Origin of the sequence: Pseudomonas lundensis (genome assembly GCF_002269125.1) — a bacterium.
In the GTDB taxonomy this organism is placed as follows: Bacteria; Pseudomonadota; Gammaproteobacteria; order Pseudomonadales; family Pseudomonadaceae; genus Aquipseudomonas; species Aquipseudomonas lundensis_A.
The window spans coordinates 1-25,360 of the sequence record NZ_NQKI01000027.1 but is presented as its reverse complement, the minus strand read 5'-3'; the positions used below and the strand labels follow the sequence as shown (position 1 = coordinate 25,360).

Annotated in this window: 23 protein-coding genes and 1 tRNA gene; 10 read left to right on the top strand and 14 right to left on the bottom strand. The window is 58.4% G+C overall.

All coding sequences use genetic code 11. The features are described from left to right. Positions 1 to 21 precede the first annotated feature (21 nt). The 4 genes from CJF39_RS16360 to CJF39_RS16345 form a co-directional block, all read right to left on the bottom strand. Entirely contained in the window at positions 22 to 732 is a 711-nt protein-coding gene (locus tag CJF39_RS16360; RefSeq protein ID WP_094994354.1) for an ABC transporter permease, read from the bottom strand. Next, positions 729 to 1,448, bottom strand: coding sequence for an ABC transporter permease (locus tag CJF39_RS16355; RefSeq protein WP_094994353.1), 720 nt, complete (start codon positions 1,446 to 1,448; stop codon positions 729 to 731). The genes CJF39_RS16360 and CJF39_RS16355 overlap by 4 nt, the downstream gene beginning before the upstream one ends. Before the next feature lie 103 nt (positions 1,449 to 1,551). Continuing rightward, entirely contained in the window at positions 1,552 to 2,301 is a 750-nt protein-coding gene (locus tag CJF39_RS16350; protein WP_094994352.1) for a transporter substrate-binding domain-containing protein, read from the bottom strand. Between the two features lie 13 nt (positions 2,302 to 2,314). Then, the gene (locus CJF39_RS16345; protein ID WP_094994351.1) at positions 2,315 to 3,190 is read right to left on the bottom strand and encodes a MurR/RpiR family transcriptional regulator; all 876 of its coding nucleotides are present in this window, start codon (positions 3,188 to 3,190) and stop codon (positions 2,315 to 2,317) included. A 134-nt stretch (positions 3,191 to 3,324) separates the two neighbouring features. Here CJF39_RS16345 and CJF39_RS16340 point away from each other — a divergent pair, with 134 nt between their 5' ends. Continuing rightward, positions 3,325 to 4,356: an Ldh family oxidoreductase gene (locus tag CJF39_RS16340; protein WP_094994350.1), complete on the top strand. Its 1,032-nt coding sequence runs from the start codon at positions 3,325 to 3,327 to the stop codon at positions 4,354 to 4,356. A 60-nt stretch (positions 4,357 to 4,416) separates the two neighbouring features. On the opposite strand, the gene CJF39_RS16335 is transcribed toward CJF39_RS16340, so the two are convergent. Next, positions 4,417 to 5,448, bottom strand: coding sequence for an AraC family transcriptional regulator (locus tag CJF39_RS16335; RefSeq protein ID WP_094994349.1), 1,032 nt, complete (start codon positions 5,446 to 5,448; stop codon positions 4,417 to 4,419). Further along, positions 5,445 to 6,365 (bottom strand): GGDEF domain-containing protein, encoded by a 921-nt coding sequence (locus CJF39_RS16330; RefSeq protein WP_094994348.1) that lies wholly within the window; start codon positions 6,363 to 6,365, stop codon positions 5,445 to 5,447. The genes CJF39_RS16335 and CJF39_RS16330 overlap by 4 nt, the downstream gene beginning before the upstream one ends. 397 nt (positions 6,366 to 6,762) lie before the next feature. Between CJF39_RS16330 and CJF39_RS16325 the strand changes: the two genes are divergently transcribed. The 6 genes from CJF39_RS16325 to CJF39_RS16300 all read left to right on the top strand — a co-directional run bounded on the left by CJF39_RS16325 (position 6,763) and on the right by CJF39_RS16300 (position 14,905). Further along, positions 6,763 to 9,297 (top strand): TonB-dependent receptor, encoded by a 2,535-nt coding sequence (locus CJF39_RS16325; protein ID WP_094994347.1) that lies wholly within the window; start codon positions 6,763 to 6,765, stop codon positions 9,295 to 9,297. A gap of 38 nt (positions 9,298 to 9,335) precedes the next feature. Then, the gene (locus CJF39_RS16320) at positions 9,336 to 11,237 is read left to right on the top strand and encodes a phytase (protein WP_094994346.1); all 1,902 of its coding nucleotides are present in this window, start codon (positions 9,336 to 9,338) and stop codon (positions 11,235 to 11,237) included. A gap of 93 nt (positions 11,238 to 11,330) precedes the next feature. After that, positions 11,331 to 12,041 carry a protein TolQ gene (gene tolQ, locus CJF39_RS16315; protein WP_094994345.1) on the top strand — a complete coding sequence of 237 codons (711 nt, stop codon included), beginning with the start codon at positions 11,331 to 11,333 and terminating at the stop codon, positions 12,039 to 12,041. A 14-nt stretch (positions 12,042 to 12,055) separates the two neighbouring features. Continuing rightward, positions 12,056 to 12,502 carry a protein TolR gene (tolR, locus tag CJF39_RS16310; RefSeq protein ID WP_094994344.1) on the top strand — a complete coding sequence of 149 codons (447 nt, stop codon included), beginning with the start codon at positions 12,056 to 12,058 and terminating at the stop codon, positions 12,500 to 12,502. Further along, positions 12,499 to 13,284 carry an energy transducer TonB gene (locus CJF39_RS16305; protein WP_094994343.1) on the top strand — a complete coding sequence of 262 codons (786 nt, stop codon included), beginning with the start codon at positions 12,499 to 12,501 and terminating at the stop codon, positions 13,282 to 13,284. Before tolR ends, CJF39_RS16305 begins: the two co-directional genes overlap by 4 nt. 130 nt (positions 13,285 to 13,414) lie before the next feature. Next, the gene (locus CJF39_RS16300; RefSeq protein WP_094994382.1) at positions 13,415 to 14,905 is read left to right on the top strand and encodes a DASS family sodium-coupled anion symporter; all 1,491 of its coding nucleotides are present in this window, start codon (positions 13,415 to 13,417) and stop codon (positions 14,903 to 14,905) included. A gap of 76 nt (positions 14,906 to 14,981) precedes the next feature. Here CJF39_RS16300 and CJF39_RS16295 read toward each other — a convergent pair whose 3' ends face one another. The 7 genes from CJF39_RS16295 to CJF39_RS16265 form a co-directional block, all read right to left on the bottom strand. Beyond that, entirely contained in the window at positions 14,982 to 15,341 is a 360-nt protein-coding gene (locus CJF39_RS16295) for a Na+/H+ antiporter subunit G (protein WP_094994342.1), read from the bottom strand. Continuing rightward, the gene (locus CJF39_RS16290; RefSeq protein ID WP_047273660.1) at positions 15,338 to 15,616 is read right to left on the bottom strand and encodes a K+/H+ antiporter subunit F; all 279 of its coding nucleotides are present in this window, start codon (positions 15,614 to 15,616) and stop codon (positions 15,338 to 15,340) included. Before CJF39_RS16290 ends, CJF39_RS16295 begins: the two co-directional genes overlap by 4 nt. Continuing rightward, a complete protein-coding gene (locus tag CJF39_RS16285; protein ID WP_094994341.1) occupies positions 15,613 to 16,101 on the bottom strand; it encodes a Na+/H+ antiporter subunit E in 489 nt (162 codons plus the stop codon). The genes CJF39_RS16290 and CJF39_RS16285 overlap by 4 nt, the downstream gene beginning before the upstream one ends. Then, entirely contained in the window at positions 16,098 to 17,783 is a 1,686-nt protein-coding gene (locus CJF39_RS16280; protein ID WP_094994340.1) for a monovalent cation/H+ antiporter subunit D, read from the bottom strand. Before CJF39_RS16280 ends, CJF39_RS16285 begins: the two co-directional genes overlap by 4 nt. Further along, the gene (locus CJF39_RS16275; RefSeq protein ID WP_003446102.1) at positions 17,780 to 18,124 is read right to left on the bottom strand and encodes a Na+/H+ antiporter subunit C; all 345 of its coding nucleotides are present in this window, start codon (positions 18,122 to 18,124) and stop codon (positions 17,780 to 17,782) included. The genes CJF39_RS16280 and CJF39_RS16275 overlap by 4 nt, the downstream gene beginning before the upstream one ends. Further along, a complete protein-coding gene (locus tag CJF39_RS16270; RefSeq protein ID WP_094994339.1) occupies positions 18,124 to 21,042 on the bottom strand; it encodes a monovalent cation/H+ antiporter subunit A in 2,919 nt (972 codons plus the stop codon). The genes CJF39_RS16275 and CJF39_RS16270 overlap by 1 nt, the downstream gene beginning before the upstream one ends. Positions 21,043 to 21,222: 180 nt before the next feature. Continuing rightward, positions 21,223 to 22,152, bottom strand: coding sequence for a DMT family transporter (locus tag CJF39_RS16265; protein ID WP_094994338.1), 930 nt, complete (start codon positions 22,150 to 22,152; stop codon positions 21,223 to 21,225). Positions 22,153 to 22,244: 92 nt separating this feature from the next. On the opposite strand from CJF39_RS16265, the gene CJF39_RS16260 reads away from it, so the two are divergent. Beyond that, the gene (locus tag CJF39_RS16260) at positions 22,245 to 22,808 is read left to right on the top strand and encodes a helix-turn-helix domain-containing protein (RefSeq protein WP_094994337.1); all 564 of its coding nucleotides are present in this window, start codon (positions 22,245 to 22,247) and stop codon (positions 22,806 to 22,808) included. 159 nt (positions 22,809 to 22,967) lie between these two features. Here CJF39_RS16260 and CJF39_RS16255 read toward each other — a convergent pair whose 3' ends face one another. Continuing rightward, positions 22,968 to 23,399, bottom strand: a complete 432-nt coding sequence (locus tag CJF39_RS16255) for a hypothetical protein (protein ID WP_094994336.1) — start codon at positions 23,397 to 23,399, stop codon at positions 22,968 to 22,970. Between the two features lie 435 nt (positions 23,400 to 23,834). Between CJF39_RS16255 and CJF39_RS16250 the strand changes: the two genes are divergently transcribed. Then, a tRNA-Cys gene (locus tag CJF39_RS16250) sits at positions 23,835 to 23,908 on the top strand. Positions 23,909 to 24,488: 580 nt separating this feature from the next. After that, on the top strand, positions 24,489 to 25,238 hold the full coding sequence (locus CJF39_RS16245; protein ID WP_094994335.1) for a 3-oxoacyl-ACP reductase family protein: 750 nt from the start codon (positions 24,489 to 24,491) through the stop codon (positions 25,236 to 25,238). Positions 25,239 to 25,360: the final 122 nt, after the last annotated feature.

The following is a 25,360-nucleotide window of genomic DNA, read 5'->3' as shown; positions in this document are numbered from 1 at the left end:
TTTGCAGCCCGGACAATGGGCTTACTGCAAATGACGGCCGAGTCGACCTTCGATCAGTTTCAGGCTGCGGCGCACCACTTCCACGATCACCAGATACAGCACGGCGGCCCACAGGTAGACCTGAAAGTCGAAGCTGCGCGAGAACACCATTTTGGTCACGCCCATCAGGTCATAGATGGTGACAAGCGAGGCAATGGCGCTGGCTTTGATCATCAGGATCAGTTCGTTGCCCAGCGGGCCGATGGCCACCAACAGCGATTGCGGCAATACGATTTTGCGAAAGGTGGTCCAGCGCGACAGGTTCAAGGCTTTGCAGGCTTCACGCTGGCCCTGGGCTACGGACAGAATGGCGCCGCGCAGAATCTCGGCCTGGTAGGCCGCGGTGTTGAGGGTGAACGCCAGCAGGGTGCACAGCCAGGCGTCACGGAAGAACCACCAGAGCCCGACGTCTTGCCACACGCTTTTGAATGAGCCAAGCCCGTAGTACAGCAAGAACAGTTGCGCCAGCAGCGGTGAACCCCGGAAGAAGTACACGTAGGCACCGGTAAAACTGCGCAGAAAGCGGCTGTTCGACAGGCGACCCAAGGCAATCAACAAACCGAGCAGGGCGCCCAGGGTGAAGGAAATGCCCACCAGTTTGCAGGTCACCCACAAGCCGTCGATAAAGCGCGGGCCGTAGCGTTCCAGCAAGTCGGGGCTGAGCAACAGGTTTTGCAGGTCCGTCAGGCTCATGGCTGCACGCTCCGCTGATGACGATTGAAATGGCGCTCCAGGTAGGCAAACAGGCGGCCGGAAATCGCTGAGAAGAACAGGTAGATGAAACACGCCACGCTGTAGAACAACATCGGTTCCTTGGTCACGCTCACCGCCAGGTTGGTCTGACGCATCAAGTCGACCAGGGCGATGGTCGATACCAGCGAGGTGTCCTTAAGCAGTGACAGCCAGTTATTGGACAAACCGGGCAAGGCGATGCGCGCCAGTTGCGGCAGCACCACTTTGCGAAACGTTGTGAACGGCGAAAGGCCCAGCGCCGAGGCGGCTTCAAATTGACCTTTTGGAATGGTTTTAAAGGCACCCAGCCAGATTTCGCTGGAGAACGCTGCAAACACCAGGCTGAAGGCAATCATCGCCGCCACGAAGGTGTTGATTGTGAACTGCGTGTCGTACCCCATCAGCGCAAGGATTTTTTGCGCGGCGATCTGGCAGCCGTAGTAAATGATCAACAGCGTGAGCAGTTCCGGCAGCCCGCGAAACACGGTGGAAAATGTCGTCGCCCAAGCGCGCATCCAGCGATTTTTGGAGCGCGCGGCCACCGCCACGAACAGGCCCAGTGGCAAACCGATGGGCAGGCAGCTCAACGCCAGGGCGATGGTGACCAGCGACCCGGCGAGCAGCGCCGAGCCCCAGCCGCCACTGGCAAAGGAAAGCAATGAAAGTTGATCGAGCATGCTCCAGTCCCCGGACAAATTCGGGCCGATATTGAGCCGCTGCGCACACTGGGCGCGCAGGGCAAGGCGTTAGGCAGGCTGCCCTCAAACGAGGGCGGACAGGTTAATAAATGTCGAAGTCGAAGTACTTGCTGGAGATCTTTTTGTAGGTGCCGTCAGCGACGATCTCGTCCAGCGCCTTGTTGAAGCGCTCGCGCAAGGCGTTGTCTTCTTTGCGCACGGCAATCGCGGCGTCGGCCAGCGTGCCGTTAACGTCGCCAATGATCTTGCAGCAGTCCTTGCCGGTTTTATTGACCCATTCCAGCAACGGAAATTTGTCCGCAATCACCACATCGACCCGCTCATTGGCCAGTTCACTGTTGGCTTCGTCGAGGGTCGGATACAACTTCAGGTCGGCGTCCTTGTAATGCTCTTCGGCATAAATGCTCTGTGTCGCGGCGCTTTGCGCACCGACGGTTTTGCCTTTGAAGTCACTTTGCGCATCGGTGATGTCCGAATCTTTCGGGACGGCAATTGACAGCGGGGTGCGGTAGTAATGATTGGTGAACGCGATTTTTTGCTTGCGCTCATCGTTGACGATCATCGACGCCACAATCGCGTCGTATTTTTTCGCCATCAGGCCGGCAATGATGCCGTCCCAGTCCTGTGCCACCAGGGTGCAGTCGGCTTTCATGCGTTCGCAGACGGCCATCGTGATGTCGACGTCAAAGCCATGCAGCTTGTTGTCCGAGTCCACGTAGTTAAATGGAGGGTAGGCGCCTTCCGTGGCGATTGTCAGTTTGTCGGCCTGAGCGTTGGACGCTACGGCTACAACCATTGCACATGCACTTGCAAAGCGAATGACGTTTTTCATCTAGCACCTCGTTTTATTGTTTTGTGCCGGGTGAGGAGGTGTAGCCCACGAACTCGTTGTGCAAGGCCGCGGTTGCCTCAAGACGTTTTTCGACGTCCGGTCCCAGTTGTTTGCAGACTTCATTAATCAACAGGTGCACCAGCGACAGCATGGCCGCCGTGGATTCCCAGAACAGGTTGAATTCGGTCGGTACGCGAAACACTTCATCGGCGTACTGGTCGGCCCAGTCGCAGAAGGTGTCCGTGACCAGCGTCACCGGGATACCGGCTTCGCGGGCCTTGCGGCACAGGTGCTGGGCGTGGCGCGAATAACGCCGTGCCTCGAATACCACCAGTGCACAGTCGTTGTCGGGGCATAACAGGACATCGGCGTAATGCCCGGCCGCACCGTCCACCAGGTGCACGCCGTCGCGGATGTATTGCAGCAAATGCACCATCGAGGCCGCGATGCCGCGCTCGGTTTGAAAACCGGCGACAAACACTTTGCGGCGTGTGGCCAGGCGCTGACTGACGGTTTGCCACGCGGGGGTCAGGCTGTATTCGTAGACCTTGACCAGTGCACCGACTTCCAGCTCGAAGCTGCGCGGCAGCGCCTGCGGGCTTTGGCTTGATTGTTGGCGGAATTCTTGCAAGCGATCACCGACCAGCCAGGGGCCATCCCCCAGGTCGTCTTTAAGGTCGTTTTTCAGTTCTTTGAAATGGCTGTAACCCAGCGCCCGGCAAAAACGCCCGACACTGGACTCGCTGACACCCAGCTTGCCGGCAATGTCAGCAGCCGTTTGAAAAGGCAGCTCGTAGAGGTTGGCCAGCATGTAACTGGCAATCGCCCGACCCGATGGGGCGGCGGTTGACAGGCTGCTTTCCAGGCGTTGTTTGATCGACTGACTCACGGCTGCTGTTCCTGTTTTTATTTCAGCGCGTTGCAGAAAGTGAATGTTTTCTGTCATTAAGTCAACAATTGACAGATATCTGTCATCGCCGGATAGTTACCCACGACAATAACAACGAGATTGGAGCACACCGCATGTCTCAGTCCGACGCTTCCCCGCAGGCCGTTGAATCGCTGTCACTGGATCAATTGACCGCCTTGCTGCAACAGATTTTTGAGCGCCACGGCACCTCTGGCACCGTGGCCAGGGTGCTGGCTGATAACTGCGCACGAGCCCAGCGCGACGGTTCCTACAGCCACGGTGTGTTCCGCATTCCTGGCTATTTGTCTTCGCTGGCCAGTAATTGGGTCGATGGGCAGGCAACCCCCAAGGTTGAAGATGTCGCGTCGGGTTTTATCCGGGTGGATGCGGCCAATGGCTTCGCTCAACCGGCATTGGCCGCCGCTCGCTCCTTGCTGGTCGAAAAAGCCCGCAGCGCCGGAATTGCGGTACTGGCCATTCGCAACTCGCACCATTTTGCGGCGCTTTGGCCGGACGTTGAGCCGTTCGCTGAAGAGGGGCTGGTGGCATTGAGCGTGGTCAACAGCATGACGTGCGTAGTGCCCCATGGCGCGCAAAAACCCTTGTTTGGCACCAACCCGATTGCCTTCGCCGCGCCCCGGGCCGATGACCATCCCATTGTCTTTGATCTGGCCACCAGCGCCATTGCTCATGGCGATGTGCAAATTGCGGCGCGTAAAGGCCACGACCTGCCGGCGGGTATGGGTGTTGATCGCCTGGGTGAGCCCACGCAGGACCCGAAAGCCATTCTCGACGGCGGGGCCTTGCTGCCGTTTGGCGGGCATAAAGGCTCGGCGCTGTCGATGATGGTGGAGTTGCTCGCGGCGGCGTTGACCGGCGGCAATTTCTCGTTCGAGTTTGACTGGTCTAAACACCCCGGCGCGCAAACGCCATGGACCGGCCAGTTACTGATCGTGATTGACCCGAGCAAATCCGGGGGCAACAGTTTTGCCGGGCGCAGCGCTGAACTGGTGCGCCAGATGCACGCGGCAGGCCTTGAACGGCTGCCGGGCGATCGTCGGTTCAAGACGCGCGCCCAGTCGCTCAAGCAAGGCATACCGCTGGCTGTGGAGGAACTCGCCAGGTTGCAGGCATTGGCGCAGTAACTACCCGTCACGTGTTCGAGGTAACGAGGTTGCTGGCTTGAGGCAGCCTCATGCCTGGAATCAGGAAAACAACTGGCGTATCAGATTGGGCGTGCAACCGGTCCAGCGCTTGAGCGAGCGCCGGAAGTTGGCCGGGTCGCTGAAATTCAGGTAGCGCGCCACGTCTTCGTTGCTCATTCCTTTGATTTGATACAGGTACAGCGCCATGTGTTTGCGCGCTTGATCCTGTTGCGCCTGAAAGTGTGTGCCGTGTTTATTCAGTTTGCGTTTGAGGGTGGCCTGGCTCATGCCCAGGGTTTGGGCGGTGAGTTCCAGGCTCGGCGCACGGTGCGCGTTTTCGCGCAAATACACGTATAAACGGTCAAGCAAACTGGTGCTGAACCCCAGGCCGTCGAGTTCGCGCTGCGCGTGTTGCAACGCCACTTGCCGTGCAATGGCCGAGGCGTTGGGCCATGGCCGGGTGAGGCACTCCCGGGGGATGCGCATCATGTCCAACTGGCAGCCAAACTGGCTGTTCTCGCCCAGATGCACCCAGTATTGCTCTACATAGCGGGGTTCGGCATGGTTGAAGCGGCATTCCCAGGGCAGCCGTTCGCCACTGAGCCACTGACTCATGGCCACTAGCGCCGTCATGCTGGCTTCCAGCACAAACCGTGCTTGCTCCTGGGCGCCGCTGCTGTCGAGCCAATACACATAGGCGTAGTGATCGTCGAGTATCAGTCGCGGTGTCAGCAGCGGGCTGAGCAGGGCGCGATGGTGGATCACGGTTTCAAGCGCTTGATGCAGATTGGGCGCCTGTTGCAGGGCGTGGCTGGCAGGCCCGTAATGCCCCGGCAACAAGCGCTGGCCGAACAGAAAACTGCTGTCGTCAGCGTCCAGCAGGCGACGGGCATTGCCGATCAGGCTGAAAAACTGCTGCGGGCTGACACAGGTCGTGCCTGCCAGAACGTCTTCGTAAAACAGCCCGGTGCCGCGTAGCAGACGATGGCTGTCGATGTCCCGCGACAGTGCCAGATCAATCAGCGTTGCGGGCTGGTAATGCCCAGGTATAAAACGCGTGTCGGCTTCGTACCATCCGCCGGGCCGGCTCATGCGCGCTTGATCCTCGGTGGTTTGGCGCGGGCCAGTGCCAGGTTCAGGCGTTTGAGCAGGGCGTCCGGTGTTTCGTCGACCGCCATTACCACCGCAGTGCTCGCGCACAGGTAGACCCGTTCGCCCTGTAAACGGGTTTTATGCGCCAGACTTTGCACTGCCTGCTCCATTTCCAGTGCCAGCAGGCGCCCCTGACTTTCGCCGGTATTGGGCAATACCATCACAAAGCGATCCCCGGCCAGACGGCACAGCAGGTCGTGACGGCGCAGGTTGAGCAGCAACAATTGGCTGATGGCTTGCAGCACGGCGTCGCCTTCAGCGTGGCCGTATTGCTGATTGATCGCGGCGAAGTGGTCGAGGTCGAGCGCCAGCAGCGACAATGGCTGCTGGTGCTCAAGGCTTTGGCTCAGGCAGTCGTTGACCTGACGCTTGAGGTAATCGGCGCCACCCAGCGGCGTCAGCTTGTCAAACAGGCGATGTTCCCGGAATATCCGCTCGCGTTTCTCCATTTGCTGGCTGATGGCCAACTGTTCGCGGTGCCAGTGGAACAGGCCGATGGTCAACAGGACCATGCCCACCGGCATCGGTGCTGACTCCAGCCAGTGATCCCAGCCGATGTGTTTGGGCAGGCGGATAAACTCGTCGAGCACATCGATCCACCACGAGAAAAACATGAAGCACAAACCGCTGGCCAGGTAGTTGGTGACACGCCCGGCAGGACGGCTTTTGAGTACCAGTGCGAGCCAGAACAGCATGAACAGCGCCGTCCCGCCTTCGCCGAGGATGTCCAGCCATTGCCACTCACTGACCGGTTTTGCGGTGCCGAAAGCCAGGTTGAGCAGCAAGCCGATGTTGGCCCCCAGCACCAGCAAGGTGAGTTTCCAGCGATGGTGTTTAAGCACGTTTAACCCGCTCATATGTGTTCTACCAAAACGTAGTGCCGGTCAGCAGACCAGAGCAATGTGACAACGGTATGACGGGTGCGCCGGGTCGAATCAGCTCAGAGGTGTTGCAAGAAATTTCTTTAAACAACAGCGTTTGCAGTGGCTGTCGAGCCGCGCGCGGGTGGCGCCGTTAGTGTGATGAGGTCAGCACAGGGGCTTGGCCTTGACCGCAGCCTCGTACCTGAACAGCAACACCGCACCGCGTGAGGTCAAATCAGCTCATTTCGTCACTCATCTGCCCCCAAACCCGCTGATTTCGGGGTGTTGCGCCACCCCCTGTCACAGCACTGTCATTCGCGGTGCCTAGTTTTCGCTACCAATTGCCGGGCCACTTGCCCGGCCGGTCGCGGGACGCTGGGGGAGCACAAGCATGTACAAGTGTCGCAGTAAGGCACAGTGGTTCGGGTTTACAGTCAGTGCGCTGGCTATAGCGATTGCCAGTGAACGCCTGAGCGCAGCCGACGCGGCTGCCACAGGTGCTACTGAGCATGTGGAAGTGGTCGGGCAGGCCGCGAGCATCGATCAGGCGCTCAAGGAACAACGTCACTCGGACAACATCGAGAGCGTGGTGCACGCCGACGGCGTTGCGCAGTTGCCCGACGCCAACGTCGCTGAAGCCGTGCAGCGCTTGCCGGGCATCAGTGTCGAGCGCGATCAGGGGGAAGGGCGTTTTGTCAGCGTGCGCGGTCTGGGGCCAGACCTCAACAGCGTGACCATTAACGGCACGCTGGTGCCTTCACCGGAGAGCGCGCGCCGGGCGGTGGCGCTGGATGTACTGCCATCCGAACTGGTGCAATCGCTGTCAGTGATCAAAACCCTGACCCCGGACATGGATGCCAACTCGTTGGGCGGCACGGTGGACGTACAAAGCCTGTCGGCGTTCGACCACAAAGGGCTGTTTTACACCGGCAGCAGTGAGGCCGGTTATAACAAGAACACCCACCAGACCAGTCCCAAGTTTTCGGGGGCGATCAGTGATCGTTTCAGTCTGGGTGACGGCATTGATAACTTCGGTGTGGCCGCTGCCCTGAGCTGGAACAAACGGGACTTTGGTTCGGATAACGTCGAAACCGGCGGCGCATGGGACTTCAACAACGGCGCCCGGCTCAACAGCTTCGAGCAGCGCGTGTACGACATCAGCCGTGAACGCACCGGCGGCGGGTTGAACTTCGACTACAAGCCCGATGACGACACCCAACTGTACCTGCGCACGCTTTACAGTCGTTTCAAGGACACTGAAACCCGTAACGCCACCAGCATCGAATTCGACAAACCACAGGCGGCGGGTGAGTTGGGCAAGGCCAAAGCCAAGCGCAAGCTCAAGCAGCGCGAAGAAACCCAGGAAATTCAGTCTTACGTGTTCGGTGGCGAACGCATGATGGGCTTATGGACCCTCAGCGGGCAGGCGGGTTACAGCACGTCCAGTGAAGACAGTCCGGGGCACATCGCGGGCGCCACGTTCAAAGGCAACTCCAGCTTCCCCGACAGCGGCTTTTACGGCACTGAAAAGCCGCGCCCGATCATTGGCACAGGGTTTTATGACCCGTCCAACTTCACCCTCGACAAAGTCGACTGGGAAGAGCAGGACACCCGGGACACCGAGAAAAACCTTCGCCTCGATCTGGCCCGTGACTACGACGTTCAGGGGTATGCCTCGCAGGTCAAGTTTGGCGGCAAGGTCAGCCGCCGCCACAAGGACAATGACCTCAATGCCTGGGTTTACAAAGATTTCGATGACGCCGGTTTTAACGCCGCGCAGTTGAACTTGACCCAGTTCGACAAGGGCAATGTGCATTATCAACTGGGCCAGTTCGGTCCTGGCATCAGCGGGGGGGCGATCAAAGACCTGATTGGCGGCCTTAACCCCGGCGATTACTACGATGCACAGGAGTCGCGGGCCAATGACTTCAGCATGCGCGAAGACATCAACGCCGGGTACGTGATGAACACCCTCGATATTGACGATTGGCGTTTTATCGCCGGCATGCGCTACGAGGGCACGCAATTCGAAGCCAAAGGCACGGGCGTGCGCGATGGTGCCTTTGAAGCGCAGGACACAAAACGCGATTACCACCACTGGTTACCGGGGCTGCACGCACGCTATCAACTGGATAAAAACACCCAGTTACGGGCCGCATGGACTAATGCTGTGGTACGCCCGACCTTCGGCCAACTGGCGCCGGGGTTTGTGATCGAGGATGACGAAGCCAGTTTCGGCAACCCGAACCTCAAGCCGCTGGAATCGAGCAACTTCGACCTCGGCATCGAGCATTACATGGGGCAGGCGGGCACGGTGTCGGCGTTCCTCTTCTATAAAGACATCAAGAACTTTGTCTACAACAACGACCTGGCGGGCAGTGGTGAGTGGGCCGACTTCACGCAGGCGCACACCTACGCCAATGGCGACAGCGCCAAGCTGTACGGACTGGAGTTGGCCTATTCGCAGAAGTTTGACTGGCTGCCTGCGCCGTGGAATGGCCTGTTGCTCGGCGCCAACACCACCTTCAGCCGCTCCAGCGCCAGCATTGAAGGGTTCGATCAGGCCGCCGGGCTAAACCGCAAACGCGACATCGACTTGCCCAACCAGTCCGACACCGTGGGCAACCTGATGCTCGGGTGGGAGGACGACGCGCTCAGCTTGCGCCTGTCTGCCAACTACAAGTCGCAGTACCTCTATGAACTGGCGGGGATCAGTGACAAAGCCCACGACCTGCATGTCGATGCGCAAACCTTTGTCGATTTCAGTGCCCGTTATTCGCTGACCAAAAACCTGCAAGTCAGCTTTGAGGCGCAGAACCTCACCGACCAGCCTTACTTCGTCTACAGCGGCAACCGTCGTTACAACAACCAGTACGAAGAGTATGGGCCGACCTATTCGCTGGGCCTGACGTTCACCCATTTTTAAAGGCGGCCCGAGCGGGCCAGTAGAAGGAATTTCCAATCATGGGTTTTATCCGTAAACCGTGTCTGTTGCCGATCCTGGCATGCCTCAGCGCCGTCACGGCGCAGGCCGCTCCTGAGATCGCTGCGCCGACCCTGCAACCGTGGGGGCAGGGCAAAGCCCAGGCGCTGGGTTTTGCCGCCGGGGACCAGCGGCTGACCGTGAGCAAGCGTGACGGGGTGTTGCTGCTCGACGCACAGGGCAAAACCCTGAGCCACGCCGCGGGTGCTTTCGCCTCGCTGGACAGCCGTGCGTTGGGCGATCAGGTACTGGTTGCCAGCCATGACGAGAAAAAACAGCAAGTGGCGTTGTTCAGCCTCGACCCGCGCAGCCATGAGTGGCAGGCACCGGTCTACTTGCCGCCCCGTGAGTACGCCGTCAACGGCGTGTGCCTGTACCGCGACGAGGCAAGCAATGTCTACCTGTTCACGGTGGGTGAAGAGGGCAAGGGCGAGCAATGGCTGGTGGCTGCTGAGCGCAAACGACTGGCCGAGCCACGGTTGGTGCGCAGCCTGCCGTTACCGCCGAATGCTGAGTTCTGTCAGGTTGACGATGCCGGGCAACAGTTGTTCGTGAATGAAGAAAAAGTCGGCTGGTGGGTGTACCCGGCCCACGCCGAGGCCGATGCCTCGCGGGTGCCGGTGGCGCTGATCGAGCCCTTTGGTGAGGTGAAAAAAGCGGCCGGGGCCATGGCGCTGGTGCCGGGCGGGATGCTTGGCCTGGACCCGAAAGCGGCGCAACTGCATCTCTACCAGCAGCAAGGGAACGGTTGGTCGCCGGTGGCCCGATTGCCACTGGGCACGCTCAAAGAGCCGGAACACTTAGCGGTGCGCCAAACGCCTCAGGGGTTGCAAGTGCTGGTTCAGGACGACAGTAACCAACAGGTCTACCAGGGGCTGTTGGACTGGAAGCCGCCCCCGGCCCGTTCCACTGCAGTAATGCCTGTTATCAAACCCGTGGTGCAAACCGAGCCGGTGGTCAGTCAGGGCGATGCAGCGGATGACCCGGCCATTTGGGTTAACCCGCAAAATCCGGCAATGAGTCGGGTGTTGGGCACCAATAAAAAGAACGGCCTGGAGGTGTATGACCTGCAAGGGCAGCGGGTCCAGCACCTTGAAGTCGGGCGCCTGAATAACGTCGACGTGCGCCCCGGTTTTACGTTGGGTGAGCGCACCGTGGACCTGGCAGTGGCGAGCAACCGAGACCACAACAGCCTGAGCGTATTTAGCATCGACCGTACCACGGGTGAGGTGCGTGCAGTGGGCGAGGTGCCGACGCCGGTCAAGGACATCTACGGCTTATGCCTGTTCAAGGCGCCGGGGGGCGAAATCTACAGTTTCGCCAACGACAAGGACGGCACGTTCGTACAGCACCGCCTGAGCGCCCACGGCGATCAGGTGCAAGGCGAGCTGGTCCGGCAGTTCAGCGTCCAGACCCAACCTGAAGGCTGTGTAGCGCACGACCAACAGCAACGGTTGTTCGTGGGCGAAGAGGATGTGGCCGTGTGGGCTGTGGATGCGCGTCCCGATCATCCCGCCACGTTGACCCGCGTGATCAGCGTTGGTGATCAGGTGCACGACGACATCGAAGGGCTGGCGCTGTATCAGACCGCCAAGCAGGCCTATCTGGTGATCTCCAGCCAGGGCAATGACAGTTATGTGGTGTTGGATGCGGCGCCGCCTTATGCCGTTCGCGGCGCCTTTCGTGTGGGCGTCAATGCCGAAGCCGGAATTGACGGCGCGTCTGAAACGGATGGTCTTGACGTGACCTCGGCCAGCCTTGGCGGCCCGTTTGCCCAGGGCATGCTGGTGGTGCAGGACGGCCGCAAGCGTATGCCGGAGCAAAGCCAGAACTACAAGTACATCCCGTGGGCCGAGGTGGCCAAGACCCTTAATTTGCCTTGAGCCGTTTGTCATCAACCGGTCACTGCAGTGGTTTTGAATTTTATCTGTGCGCCACTCCCGCAGAGCGGCGCCGTCTTGAGCAAGGAGTCAGGTATGCAAGCGACTATGGAACAGATGACGATGTGGGGTTTGATCAGCGACGCGAGTCTGTTGGTCAAAGGGGTCATGCTGGTGTTGTTTCTGGCGTCTGTGCTGAGCTGGTTTTTGATCGTGCGCCGCAGTGTCATTTTGCGCCGCAGTGAACGGGACATGGACGCTTTTGCTGAGCGCTTGCGCAGTCAGGGCGAGCTGAACGCGCTGTACCGCGAGAGCCGCGACAATCGCCACGAAGATGCCGGTGCCGAACAGGTGTTTGCGGCGGCCTATAGCGAGTACGCGCAGCTTAAACAACAACCGGGGATTGATCCTGACGGGGTGATGCAGGGGATCGAACGCGCATTGTACGTAGCGATTGCCGAGCAGGAAGTGCGCCTTGAAAAGGGCTTGCAGTTCCTCGCGACGGTGGGCTCGGTCAGCCCGTACATCGGTCTGTTTGGCACTGTGTGGGGGATCATGAACGCTTTCATCGGCTTGTCTCAGGTGCAGCAGGCCACATTGTCCACTGTAGCGCCAGGGATTGCCGAAGCCTTGATTGCCACCGCGATTGGCCTGTTTGCGGCGATTCCGGCGGTGATTGCCTATAACCGTTTTTCATCCCGTGGCCAGACCCTGCTCACCCGCTATTACAGCCTCGGCAATGAAGTTCAAATGCGCCTGTACCGTGGCCTGCATGCAGGCGCGCGGAACATGGCGGCAGTCGCCTGACAGGGAGTTGGATCATGCTCGCTCGACCACAGCGTAAACACGGGCCCAAGGCCGAAATGAACGTCGTGCCGTATATCGACGTGATGCTGGTATTACTGGTGATCTTTATGGTGACGGCACCGATGCTGACCCAAGGGGTAAAAATTGAACTGCCGAAGGTGGCCAGCGAGGCGTTGGTCAATGATAAGCAGCAGACGATCCTGACGTTATCCGTGAAGGCCGACGGCGGGTACTACTGGAACCTGGGCAGTGAACTGGACACCAAAAACCAGACGGACAGCGCCGTCAACCTTGACGAGTTGCAGGCCAAGATTGGTCTGGTGGTGGCGCAAAACGGCGACACTCAGGTGTATATCCGCGCCGACAACGAGGCCGGTTACGGCAGCGTGGTCAAGGCAATGGCTGCCTTGCAACAGGGGGGTGTGAGCAACCTGGGGCTGGTGACCGAGGCGCCGCAATGAACGCCGCCGTGATGGGAAGCCCGGTGTCGCAGACTCAGTCCATGTCGTGGGGGCGACTGTGGCGTAACGCCCAGGCGTGGGCGGTAACGGTTGCGCTGCACGGGGCAGTGGTGGCGTTGTTGGTGGTCGGCTGGACGCTGCAACAGCCACCCGTGAGCGCGCCATCGGTGCTCAAGACGCGCTTGATTACCTTGCCTGCCGAGCGGGCGATCGCGCCAGCGCCGCAGCCGTTACCTGTGACGCAACAGCCGCCTGTGATCGAGGCTAAACCCGAGGTTAAACCTGTGCCGGTCGACCCACAGATTCAGGCGCGCAAACTTGAACAGGCTGCTTTGGCGCGCAAACGTGTTGCCGAGCAGCAACAGGCGCTTGAAGCCCGCCAGGTTGAACAGCAACAGGCCCGGCTACGCGAGCAACAGGCCGACGCGCAGCGTCAGCAGGCGCTGGCGGATCAGGCGCGGATCGCGGCAGATAACGCCCGGCGCGCGCAGGAACAGGCAGCGGCAGCTGACGTGCGCCACTACCTGCCAATCAGCAAGGAAGCGCCGGATTACCCGCAGCGGGCGCTGGATAAAGGCATCGAAGGGGATTGCACGGTGGAGTATTCGGTGACGCCTCAAGGCAAGGTCGAGAACCCGAAAGTGGTGGGCAACTGCCACCCGATGTTTATTCGTCCTTCTCTACTTGCGGCGGCCACCTTTCGTTATAAACCACGCATGGTGGACGGCCAGGCCGTCAGTGTGCCGAGCGTACGCAACACGTTTCACTACAAAATTCAGTAAAAACTGATTAAAACCGGGCCCTGAGTGCCGTGTCGCCTGCATCTCGACGGGTGTGAAGCTGACAAGCATCAACGCCCGGTTCGCATTCCTGGCCTATGCTGCAGGCGATTTTATGCACAAGGAGATGGCCATGAATGCGCCTGCAACCACCCCGGAGCCGACCCCGGCAAAATTGAAACTGCCCTTGGGTCTGGTGATTGCTGTCCTGGTCATGGTCGGGATTTTGCTGTTGCCACTACCGCCTGACTTGCCGGTCGCCGGGCACCGCATGCTGGCGATCCTGGCCTTCGCGGTGGTGGTCTGGATTACCGAGGCGGTGTCGTACGAAGCCAGCGCGATCATGATCACGTCGTTAATGGCGTTTTTGATCGGTATGGCGCCGATGCTGGACGACCCGTCCCGCCTCTATGGGACGTCGGCCGGGATCACCATGGCCCTGACCGGGTTTTCCAATGCCGCACTGGCCCTCGTGGCTGGCGCGCTGTTTATTGCTGCGGCGATGACCCACACCGGGCTTGACCGGCGTATTGCCTTGGTGACCCTGTCAAAAATCGGCACCAGCACCCGGCGAATCTTGCTCGGGGCGATAGCCGTGACCATTTTGCTGAGCCTGGTGGTGCCCAGTGCCACGGCGCGCAGCGCGTGCGTGGTGCCGATCATGATGGGGGTGATCCTGGCGTTCGGTGTCGATAAGCGCTCCAACATTGCGGCCGGGATCATGATTGTGGTGGCGCAGGGAACCAGCATCTGGAACGTGGGCATTCAAACGGCGGCGGCGCAAAACCTGCTGACGGTGGGTTTCATGGACAAAATGTTGGGGGCCCGGGTGAGCTGGATCGACTGGCTGATTGCCGGTGCGCCCTGGGCGATCATCATGTCGGCGGTGTTGCTGTTTGTGGTGTTGAAAATGCTGCCGCCAGAAAGTGACAGCATCCCCGGCGGCAAAGAAGCCGTGGAGCAGTCGTTGATAGCGCTGGGGCCGATGACCGCGCCGCAGAAACGCCTGATGGCGGTCTCTGTCGCCTTGCTGCTGGCGTGGGCCACGGAGGGCAAGTTGCACAGTTTTGACACCACCTCGACCACCTACGCCGGGCTGGTCTTTCTGCTTTTGCCCCGGTATGGGGTGATGACCTGGAAAGATGTGCAATCGCGCATCCCGTGGGGCACGGTGATCGTGTTCGGGGTGGGTATCAGTCTGGGTACGGCGTTGCTCACCACGCAGGCCGGCCAATGGCTGGGGGGGCAAGTGGTGCAGAATACCGGGCTGGATCAGGTCGGGCCGCTGGGCATCTTTGCGATTCTGGGTGCGTTCCTGATTTTGATTCACTTGGGGTTTGCCAGTGCGACGGCACTGACCTCGGCTTTACTGCCGATCCTGATTGCTGTACTGCAAACCTTGCCCGGTGAGTTCAACCGCTTGGGCATGACCATGTTGTTGGGCTTTGTGGTCAGTTACGGTTTCATCCTGCCAATCAACGCGCCGCAAAACATGGTGTGCCTGGGCACGCAGACCTTCACCGCCAAGCAGTTCGCCAAAGTCGGTCTGATTGTGACAGCAGTGGGGTATGTCTTGATGTTGGGTTTCGGTGCAACGTACTGGAAATGGTTGGGCCTGATGTAGCCCTGTTGCGCATGGACTGCGCGAGACTGCAACTGGCGGGCAAACCGCCGGTTGCAGTCTCGGGTTGATGAGTGCGTTAACTGCCGCCTTTACTGCTGACCTCTGCCGGAACGTCTTCCCCCGCCATGCGCTTGCGGAACAACGACGTGCGCGCCAGCAGCAAGGTGGTGACGGGAACGGTAATCGACAGCAGGATCGGTATCAGCCACGCGTGCAATACGGGTGTGGATTTAAGCGCCGAAAAATACAGGATTGATGCCAGTGCCACTCCCCAGGCGCCGAGGGTGGACGCTAGTGCAGGCGGGTGCATGCGCTGGAAAAAATCTTTGAGCCGCAACAGACCGATCGCGCCACATAAGGCGAACAGGCTGCTCAGCACCAGCAGCACGGCCACTGGAATCTCGATCCACAGTGATAACTCGCTGATGGAATTCATTCGATCACCTCACCGCGCAGCAGGAATTTGGCCAGCGCAAACGACCCGACAAAGCCGAACAGGGCAATCAGCAGCGCGCCTTCAAAGTAAGTATCACTGGCATACCGAATGCCCAGTACCAACATCATCAGCATGGCCACGATGTACAGATAATCCAGCGCCAGTACCCGGTCTTGGGCTGATGGGCCCTTGAACAGACGGATCAGGGTCAGCACCATGGCCAGGCTGAAGATGAACAGGCTCAGCAAAATAGCGTTGGAGAGCAGCGCACTCATTCAAAGATCTCCATCAGTGGGCGTTCGTAGGTGGACTTGAAGTGCTGGATAAACTGCGCTTCGTCGTCTAGATCGAACACGTGCAACAGCAAAATACTGCGATCCAGTGCCAGTTCGGACCAAATAGTGCCGGGCACGACTGTGGTAATCATCGACAGGGCTGCCAGCCCGTTGGCGTCGCGCAGATCCAGCGGGATTTTGATGAACCGTGAACGTGGTGGTCGGCGCCCGGCGTTGAGCACGCCCCAGGCCACGGCCAGATTCGAAACAATAACGTCACGGCCCACTAGAAAAAACAGTTTGATGATCACGCCGGGACGACGGATACGAATAGGCAACGGCCGCAGCGGGGCCATCATCAGCGGCGCTAAAAAACCTAGTGCGGCCCCGAGCAAAAGATTGCCTGCACTCAGTGACAAGTTGAGCAGCAACCACAATGCCCACAAAGCCAGCGACAGCCACGGTGCGGGAAACAGGCGCCTCATGGCTGCACCTCCTGCCGGGCTGCTTTCGCTTCGGGACTGGGCACCGGGCGCGAGCCCATGACTGCCATGACATAGCGTTCCGGGTTGTTCAGCGTGTCCGCTGCCGCCTGGGTATAGCGCATCACGGGTTCAGCCTTGAAGGTCATGACAACGCACAGACCGAGCAAGACGACGATGGGAATGCACTCGTAGCGCCGCAGCAACGGTGAAGGACGCTCCAGCGGGGTCCAGAAACGCTGAATCCCCAAGCGCGAAAAGCCAACCAGAGAAGCCAGTCCGGAAAGAATCAGCAGCGCCAACAGGCACCATGCCGCAGTGGAAATCGGCGTCTCGCTGAGATTGCCCAAGCCTACGGGGTTTAGCAGGGCATTTAGCAATGTCAATTTGCCGATAAACCCTGACAGTGGCGGCATGCCGATGATCAGCAAGGCGCAGGCAATGAAGCTCAGGCCAAGAAACGCCATCGTCCAGGGAATGATCTGGCCCACGACGGCTTTTTGTTCGTCATCAAGGTTGGTGCCACGGGGCGGGTTAAGCGATTCCATCAGGCTGGGGAGCTGCTCGACATCATCGTCAAGGAGCATTTCGTTCGAGGAACGCGAGCGCTCTATCAGTTCGGACAGCAGGAACAGTGCACTAAGGGCGAGTGTGGAACTGATCAGGTAGAACAGGGCGGCCGCGGTCAGGGTGGGTTGGGCGAACCCGACAGCGGAAAGCAAAATGCCTGCCGACACCAGGATGCTCAGGCTGGCCATGCGCTCGAGGCGTTGAGCCGCCAGAATGGCAATCGCGGCACAGACGATGGTGGCCATTCCGCCATAGATCAGCCAGTCGCTGGCAAAGTAGGCGGAAGCGCCCGCTTGACCTGAAAACATCAGCGTCCACAGGCGCAGAACGGTGTAGATCCCGACCTTGGTCATGATCGCGAACAGCGCGGCCACCGGTGCGCTTGCAGATGAATAGGCAGGCACCAGCCAGAAATTGAGCGGCCACATGCCCGCCTTGGCCAAAAACGCCACGGCCAGAATTGCCGCGCCGGCATGCAGCAAGCCGCGGTCAGCTTCAGGCACCAACGGGATCTTCAGGGCCAGATCAGCCATGTTCAGCGTGCCGGTAACCCCATAGATCAACGCAGCACCGATCAGGAACAGGGACGATGCCAGCAGGTTTATCGAAATGTAATGCAACCCCGCTGACACCCTGGCTTTGCCCGAACCATGGAGCATCAGCCCGTAGGACGCTGCCAGCAGCACCTCGAAGAACACAAACAGATTGAACAGGTCCGCGGTCAGAAACGCGCCGTACAGCCCCATCAACTGGATCTGGAACAACGCATGGAAGCTGGCTCCGGCCCGGTCCCAGCGAGCCATGGCGAACAGTAAGGCGCAGCTGGCGATGATGCCTGTCAGCACCAGCATCAAGGCAGACAAACGATCCACCACCAGCACGATGCCAAATGGCACTTGCCAGTTGCTGGGCAGATAAACCCCAATGGACGCTGGTTCCGTTTGCTGCTGGGTCCATAGGAGCAGGGTGATGGAAATGGCCAGCCCCAGCAGTGTTGAACCCAAATTGATCCGGGCCTTCATGGGCCGGTGTTTCTCGCCCAGCAGCAACATGCACGCGGCGGTCAGCAGCGGCAAGAGAATGGGCGCAATAATCAAGTGCGGCATCACGTTCATTCTTTAGGCTCCCGGCCATCTACGTGGTCAGTGCCGGTCAGGCCCCGTGAGGCCAGCAAGACCACCAGAAACAGCGCGGTCATTGCAAAACTGATGACGATTGCGGTGAGAACCAGTGCCTGGGGCAGCGGGTCGGTGTAATTGAGCAGGTCTTGCGGAACCCCGTCCTTGATGACGGGTTCTTTACCGATGAACAGACTGCCCATACTGAAAATGAACAGGTTGACCCCGTACGACAATAGGCACAGTCCCATCACCACCTGAAATGTCCGGGGACGCAGTACCAGCCATGTGCCGGAGGCAGCCAGTACGCCGATCGCGATCGCGATGACTTCTTCCATCAGGCGGCTCCTGTCTTGGGTTGTGAATTGGCTTGCAGCCCGGGACGGTGAGCCCGGACTGACTGGTGTGCGAGCGCGGTCAGGATCAGCAGGGTGGCGCCGACCACGACGGCGAATACGCCGATGTCAAAGAACAGCGCGCTTGCCACGTGAATGTCGCCCAGCACAGGCAAGCTGAAATGCGCGGTGTGGGTGGTAAGGAACGGGTAACCGAAGCCAATCGCACCCAGACCGGTGATTGTGGCAAACAACAAGCCCGTGCCCATCCAGCGCAGTGGACGCAGGCTCATCTGGGCTTCAACCCACTGAGTGCCAGCGACCATGTATTGCAGGATGAACGCGACTGACATCACCAGCCCGGCGACGAAGCCCCCGCCCGGTTGGTTGTGCCCGCGCATGAACAGGTACATCGATACCACGAACGCTATGGGCAACAGCAAACGCACCAGCACCGCAGGCACCATCATGAAACCCAGCGCGGTGTCGCTGGCGCTGCGCGGGTTCACCAGGTCGGTGACCACATCTTTGGCCAGCAAACGCTGCTGAGCGGGTAGTTCCATGCTTTCTTTGGGGGGGCGGAAACGGCGCAACAGGGCGAATACAGTCAGCGCCACAGCCACCAGCACGGTGATCTCACCCAAGGTGTCGAAGCCCCGGAAGTCCACCAGCATGACGTTCACCACATTACTGCCGCCACCTTCAGGCAATGCGCGGCTGAGGTAGAAAGAAGAAATATCATTCGGGGTCTGGCGGGTCAGCATCGCGTAGGACAACAGCGCCATACCGCCGCCGACTACAGTCGACAAGAGCAAGTCACGCAGGCGCCGGATGCGCGCCTTGCGTAAGGTTCTTGGCAGAGGTGAGACTTCTTCGATCCGACGTGGTAACCAGCGCAGGCCCAACAGGATTAATACGGTGGTGACGACTTCTACCACCAGTTGCGTCAGGGCAAGGTCCGGTGCAGAGAACCACACGAAGGTGACACACGTCACCAGCCCGCACACGCTGACCATGGTCAGTGCGGCAAGACGGTGATATTTGGCTTGCCAGGCGGCGCCCAGCGCGCAGGCAATCGCCATCAGCCACAGGGTAACGAACACAATCGAACCCGGAATTTTCGGTCGGTCGCCCCAACTCAGGCCGCTGTAAATCATCGGAATCAAACCAGCGATCACGGCCGCCAGCACCAGCAGAAACAGCTGGCTTTGCAGGCGTTGAGTACTGATGCGGCGTTCTATTCGACGCGCGCCCCGCATGATGACCACCAGGCTGCGTTCGAAGAAACGCTTGCCATTGAAGAAACGGATCAGGGGCGGCAGTGGGAAGCGATTGAGCTTGAGCTGTTTGCGCAACAGAACATAGAGCACGATGCCGCCGGACATGGCGATCAGGCTCATGATCATCGGTGCGTTCAGGCCGTGCCAGATGGCCAGGCTGTACTCGGGCAATTCCCCGCCGACGACAGGCCGGGCAGCGGCAGCAAGAAGTGGCCCCACGGTTTGAGCCGGAAAAATACCGACCATCAGGCAGGTAAATACCAGCAATTCCACTGGCGCACGCATCCAGCGCGGCGGCTCATGGGGTGTGTGCGGAAGATCAGTGGCGGGGGGGCCGAAGAACACATCCACCGTGAAGCGCAGGGCATAGGCCACACTGAAAGTACCCGCTACGGTCGCAACTACCGGCAGCGCGATTTCTACCCATTTTGTGGAATTGATAAAGACGGTTTCGGCAAAGAACATCTCTTTGGAAAGGAAACCGTTGAGCAGCGGTACGCCGGCCATGGAGGCGCTGGCAACCATGGCCAGCGTCGCGGTATAGGGCATGAGCTTGAACAGACCGCTGAGCTTGCGTATGTCGCGAGTACCGCTCTCGTGGTCGATGATGCCAGCCGCCATGAACAAGGACGCCTTGAACGTGGCATGGTTGAGAATATGAAAGACGGCCGCTACCGCAGCCAGCGGGCTATTGAGACCAAGCAGCAGCGTGATCAGGCCCAAGTGGCTGATCGTCGAGTAGGCCAGCAGACCTTTGAGGTCGTTCTGGAACATGGCGCAATAAGCACCTAACACCAGTGTGCAGGCACCGGCCCCACTGACGATCCAGAACCATTGCTCACTGCCGGACAACGCAGGCCAAAGCCTTGCCAGCAGGAATACGCCGGCCTTGACCATGGTTGCCGAGTGGAGATACGCCGAGACAGGCGTGGGAGCCGCCATGGCATGGGGAAGCCAGAAATGGAACGGGAACTGTGCGCTTTTGCTGAGCGCGCCAATCAGGATAAGCGTGAGCAGGATCGGATAGAGGCTGTGTGCGCGAATCTGGTCGCCCGCAGCCAATACGGCATCCAGATCGTAGCTGCCGACAACATGGCCGAGCAGCATGACGCCTGCCAGCAGGCACAACCCCCCTGCGCCAGTGACCATCAATGCCATATACGCGCCACGGCGGGCATCTGAGCGATGGTGCCAATATCCGATCAGCAAAAACGAGAAGAGGCTGGTGAGCTCCCAGAAGAACACGATTTGGATCAAGTTGCCTGAAAGCACCAGCCCGAGCATCGCACCCATAAAAGCCAGGAAAAATGAAAAAAAGCGCGGGACAGGGTCTTCAGGTGACATGTAGTAGCGGGCGTACAGGGACACCAAAGTGCCAATGGCTAACACCAGGATTGAAAACAACCAGGCAAACCCGTCCATGCGCAACACAAAATTCAGGCCGAGGCTGGGCAACCACATGAACTCTTCCCGAATAACACCCCCATGGGCGATTTGCGGGTAGAGCATGGCGACTTGAATAGTGCCAACGAGGGCAATAAGACCGGCCAACAGTGACTCACTGTTGCGCGCGTTGTGCGGCAAAACAGCCGCCAGACAGCTGCCGATAAAGGGCAGAAGCAGTAGAACTATCAGGGACATAGGCTTCTAATCTGCAGGAGTTTGTGAGCGATCATACGTGGCGGGCAGGGGATCACCAACACTCAAGCTGGCGCCGAATCCTACAAAATGTGTACAAGCTGTGTAATGGCTTGCCCGGCAGCATCCTTGTATGAGCACTCCCGGATAGGGGTGTGTACATCTGATTTCAGCGCTGCAGAATCAATCGCATGCTTTGTTGCTTTCGTGTTCATCAGGCATGTCGAGAGTTTTACCTTTTGTTTTTAACTCACTCACGATCACCGCTGCAACAATCAATGTTGCCCCCAGCAAAGCAATGGCAGGTAAACGTTCGCCCGCCAGGCGCCCGGCGATTCCTGCCCAGACAGGTTCTCCTGCATAAATCAATGTGGCGCGGGTAGGGGATACGCTCTTCTGCGCCCAGTTCATGGCAACTTGAATGACTGCACTGGCAATACCCAATCCGACAGCGCTTATTAATAGTAGCCATGAAAAGTCGGGAGCTGCTTCATGGGTAGGTACGGTCATCGCAAATGCGAGAACGGAAGCAGTCGCCAATTGCACAACGGTGACTCTGCGCACGTCGACTTTACCGGCATACGCGCTAATCAGGATGATCTCGGCTGCGATGGCGATGGCGCTGATCAACGTAGCGATTTCACCGGAACTGAAACTTAACGACGCGCCGCTGGGGCCTGAGAGCAACATTAATCCTGCAAAGGCAAGCATGATGCCCAGGCTGGGCATTAATCCCGGACGACGGCCTAGAACCAACCATTGCAGTAGTGGAACAAAAGGAACATACAGCGCCGTAATAAAGGCTGATTGACTGCTGGGGATGGTCTGCAGACCAATGGTTTGCAAGCCGTAGCCCAGCATGATGGCAATGCCTATGAATAACCCTGCCTTCAATTCAAGCAGGGTAATGCCGCGCAAGCTGCGGATTGAGAACAGCGCGACGATGCTGGCCGCGGCAGCAAAACGCAACCCGACAAAGAACAGGGGGCCGCTTGCAGTAAGAGCATTTTGCACAAGCAGAAATGTGCCCCCCCACACCATAGTGATCAGGATCAGCACGTATTCCGCTTTACTGATACGAGATGTCAAAAACGACAGTCTGGAAGCTTTCAATGGTGTCACGACCTTGCGCGTTATAAACGTGAGACGCACAATGCGCCAAAGCTGAGCAGTATACTGCGCAGTGTCACAAAGTGAGCAATATAGTGCCCAAAGAAAATTCCCAGCGTGCGTCTGTATTGCAGCACGTGAGCCAAAATGTACGACGTCTACGGCTGCTCGCACAGCTCAGTCAACGTGCTTTGGCAGAGTCGTCAGGGGTTAGTCGACGGATGCTGGTCGCTATTGAGGCGGGCGAAAAAAATGTCAGCCTCAGCACCCTTGATCGAGTGGCTGAAGCCTTAGATGTGGCTTTCAGTGATCTGATTCAGGCTCCCGGCTCCCCCGATCCTGGTCGGATCAATGAAGTGGCCTGGAGCGGTTGCGTTCCAGGAAGCAAGGCGGTGTTGCTCGCCAAGGCCGCTGCAAAGAAGGAGGTCGAGTTGTGGGAGTGGCGTCTGGAGCCTGGAGAAGAATACCTATCCGAGGCCGACGCGGACGGCTGGAGCGAACAGCTATACATCATTGAGGGTTGTTTGACCTTGATGCTTGACGATCAAGTATTGCGCTTTAACGCGAGCGACTTTTATACGTATGCGAGCAATCGACCACATGCTTATCGCAATGAAGGTGATGCGGTGCTGCGTTTTATACGAAATGTAGTGATTTAAGGTAGGTGGCGGGACTTGTGTCCCGCCGAACCAAGCGGCTCGATAGGCAACGGCTCGCAACAGTATCAGTTCATTAGGCTGTTCTGACGCTGGTGGGGATGTGCTGAATGGGGGTCAGCCCGAGCTGTTGCACGATTTGAGCAGCCTGGAACATTTTATTTAGCGGATGTTCTTGATGCTGCCTTTGTTGCCTGTCACGGTGACGTTAACTTTCTTGAAAATGAAATAGTCTTCAACCGACACTGCATAGCGTGGTGCAACAATCAGATCAGAGCCTGAGCCTTTAACGGCTTTATATGCGGCTGCGGCTTTTGTCGCTGAAACTGGGTCAGGCAGGCTAAACGCTGGCGCTGGGCCGCCGTAAGTCACGCCATCGGCGAATTCGCTGTCGCCACTTATTTTCAATACGCCGAACAGAACGTTCGATGTGGATTGACCAGTAATTTCGCCACCGACTTCGATTTTTGCTTTCAGGTCAGCTGTAACTGTACCGGCAATAGGAGCGTTGGGCTGGCTCACGTTATGGCTCATGCAACCGCTGGTGGCCAAAACTGCTGCAGCAATAGCCGCGGGCATCCATATTTTTTTCATCTTAAAGCTCCAGTAAAGGTGTCGGTCCGTTCGTTAACGGCGGCGAGACTTTACGTGAGAGCCGCTTAGGATTAAGTCGGGCGCGTCCTCAGAAGTTGAGGGTAAGTGTGATTGTGTTGGTAGGAATTGTGCTCTGCTCCATGACAAAGCGCTGTAGGCGACAGGTGAATGACTGCGCGCGCCTTAGCTTGGAGTGACTCACTGTGTGCGTCATCATTTACGAGTGTCATCAGCAATGATCCACTGCGTCATTTTCAGAGACTGACACAGCTTAGATAGCAGAGCTAAAAATTATTAGAATTCAGGGGGTTGCCAGCTTCTTTCTTCTAGTACATAATGCGCGCCATCAGCACGAGGCACAGCCTGAAATGCTGGATTTAGAGCGTCACAATTTCTTTTGTATTTGATGTTTATTTTAAAATGTCAGGCACAAATGGCCGAGTAGCAAAATGGTTATGCAGCGGATTGCAAATCCGCCCACGCCGGTTCGATTCCGGCCTCGGCCTCCACATTCGAAAGCCCCGTAGATCAAGGTCTACGGGGTTTTTTATTGGCTGCGATTTGAGGATCGCTTCCGCAATTTTTTGGATTGCTTCCGCAAGCAGCCTCTTTATTCCGTAAGCTGGAGCCTTGTGACGGAGGGCGGGGGTGTGCTTTTTTCCCTATAGTCTGGGTAGTCTGCTTTCGGCCAGTAGCGGCCATTTTCTAGAGATCTACTTCAACTCAAAGCCGACACCCGTAACCCTGGCTTAACTTCCTGCTGATATCTCTTCGCTTCCACTTTGCCTGCCATCATGCCGCTGGTGGGCAGCCATCGGTACACTGAGCACCTTTTCGTTGATAGATACAACTTGCCGAAGTCTGGCGGATGGGTGTGTCGATTAACGGCAATGTCTGGTTTTATATTCCTAGTTAATGCGATGCCGGTTAACGGCTGCTGCTAAAGCCAGGAATAGTCGATGGCCAAGAGTTCCGCGCACTGCGCCTGGATGAACTGAGTCAGACCATGGCTATGAAGGCTAAGGTCCTCGGCCTTAGGGTGCTGACACCGATGTCAACTAACTTAATTTCTTGTAATGGAGATACACCATGACCTCTACCCAAACCCTGCAAGGAAAAGTGGCTTTCGTCCAAGGCGGCTCTCGCGGTATAGGCGCGGCCATCGTCAAACGCTTGGTTCATGAAGGTGCTCAAGTGGCTTTCACCTATGTATCGTCTGCCGAGCGGGCCAATGCTCTGGTCAGTGAAGTGATTGCCGCTAGTGGTCAAGTCCTTGCCATAAAGGCTGACAGTTCTGATGCAGCAGCCGTGCAGCAGGCCATTCGCACTGCAGCCGAGCACTTTGGTGGGCTGGATATTTTGGTCAACAACGCTGGCGTGCTGGCCTGGGGCAGCACCGAAGAACTCACCCTGGAGCAACTTGACCACACGTTGGCGATTAACGTGCGCAGTGTGTTCGTAGCCAGCCAGGAAGCTGCAAGACATATGATCGACGGCGGGCGCATCATCAACATCGGCAGCACTAACGCCGAGCGTATTCCGGTTGCCGGCGGTGCGCTGTACGCCATGAGCAAGTCGGCGCTGGTCGGCTTGGCCAAAGGCATGGCCCGCGACTTGGGGCCTCGAGCCATCACTGTAAACAACGTGCAACCCGGCCCGGTGGATACCGAGATGAACCCGGCCGACGGTGAGGGCGCCGAGTACCTGAAAGGTCTGATGGCACTGGGGCGCTACGGCAAAGCTGATGAAATTGCCGGCTTTGTCGCCTATCTAGCGGGTCCAGAAGCAAGCTTCATCACCGGAGCCAGCTTGACGATTGATGGTGGTTTCTCAGCCTAGTTCTTTGCGACCCGATGCTAGCAATTCGCTCGTTTCGGGTTACCTTGTAGTGGTCTAATGAAACCGGACACTCATTTAGGCGAGAATGCTCGCCATATCGAGGTGTCAGATGACCAAGCAAC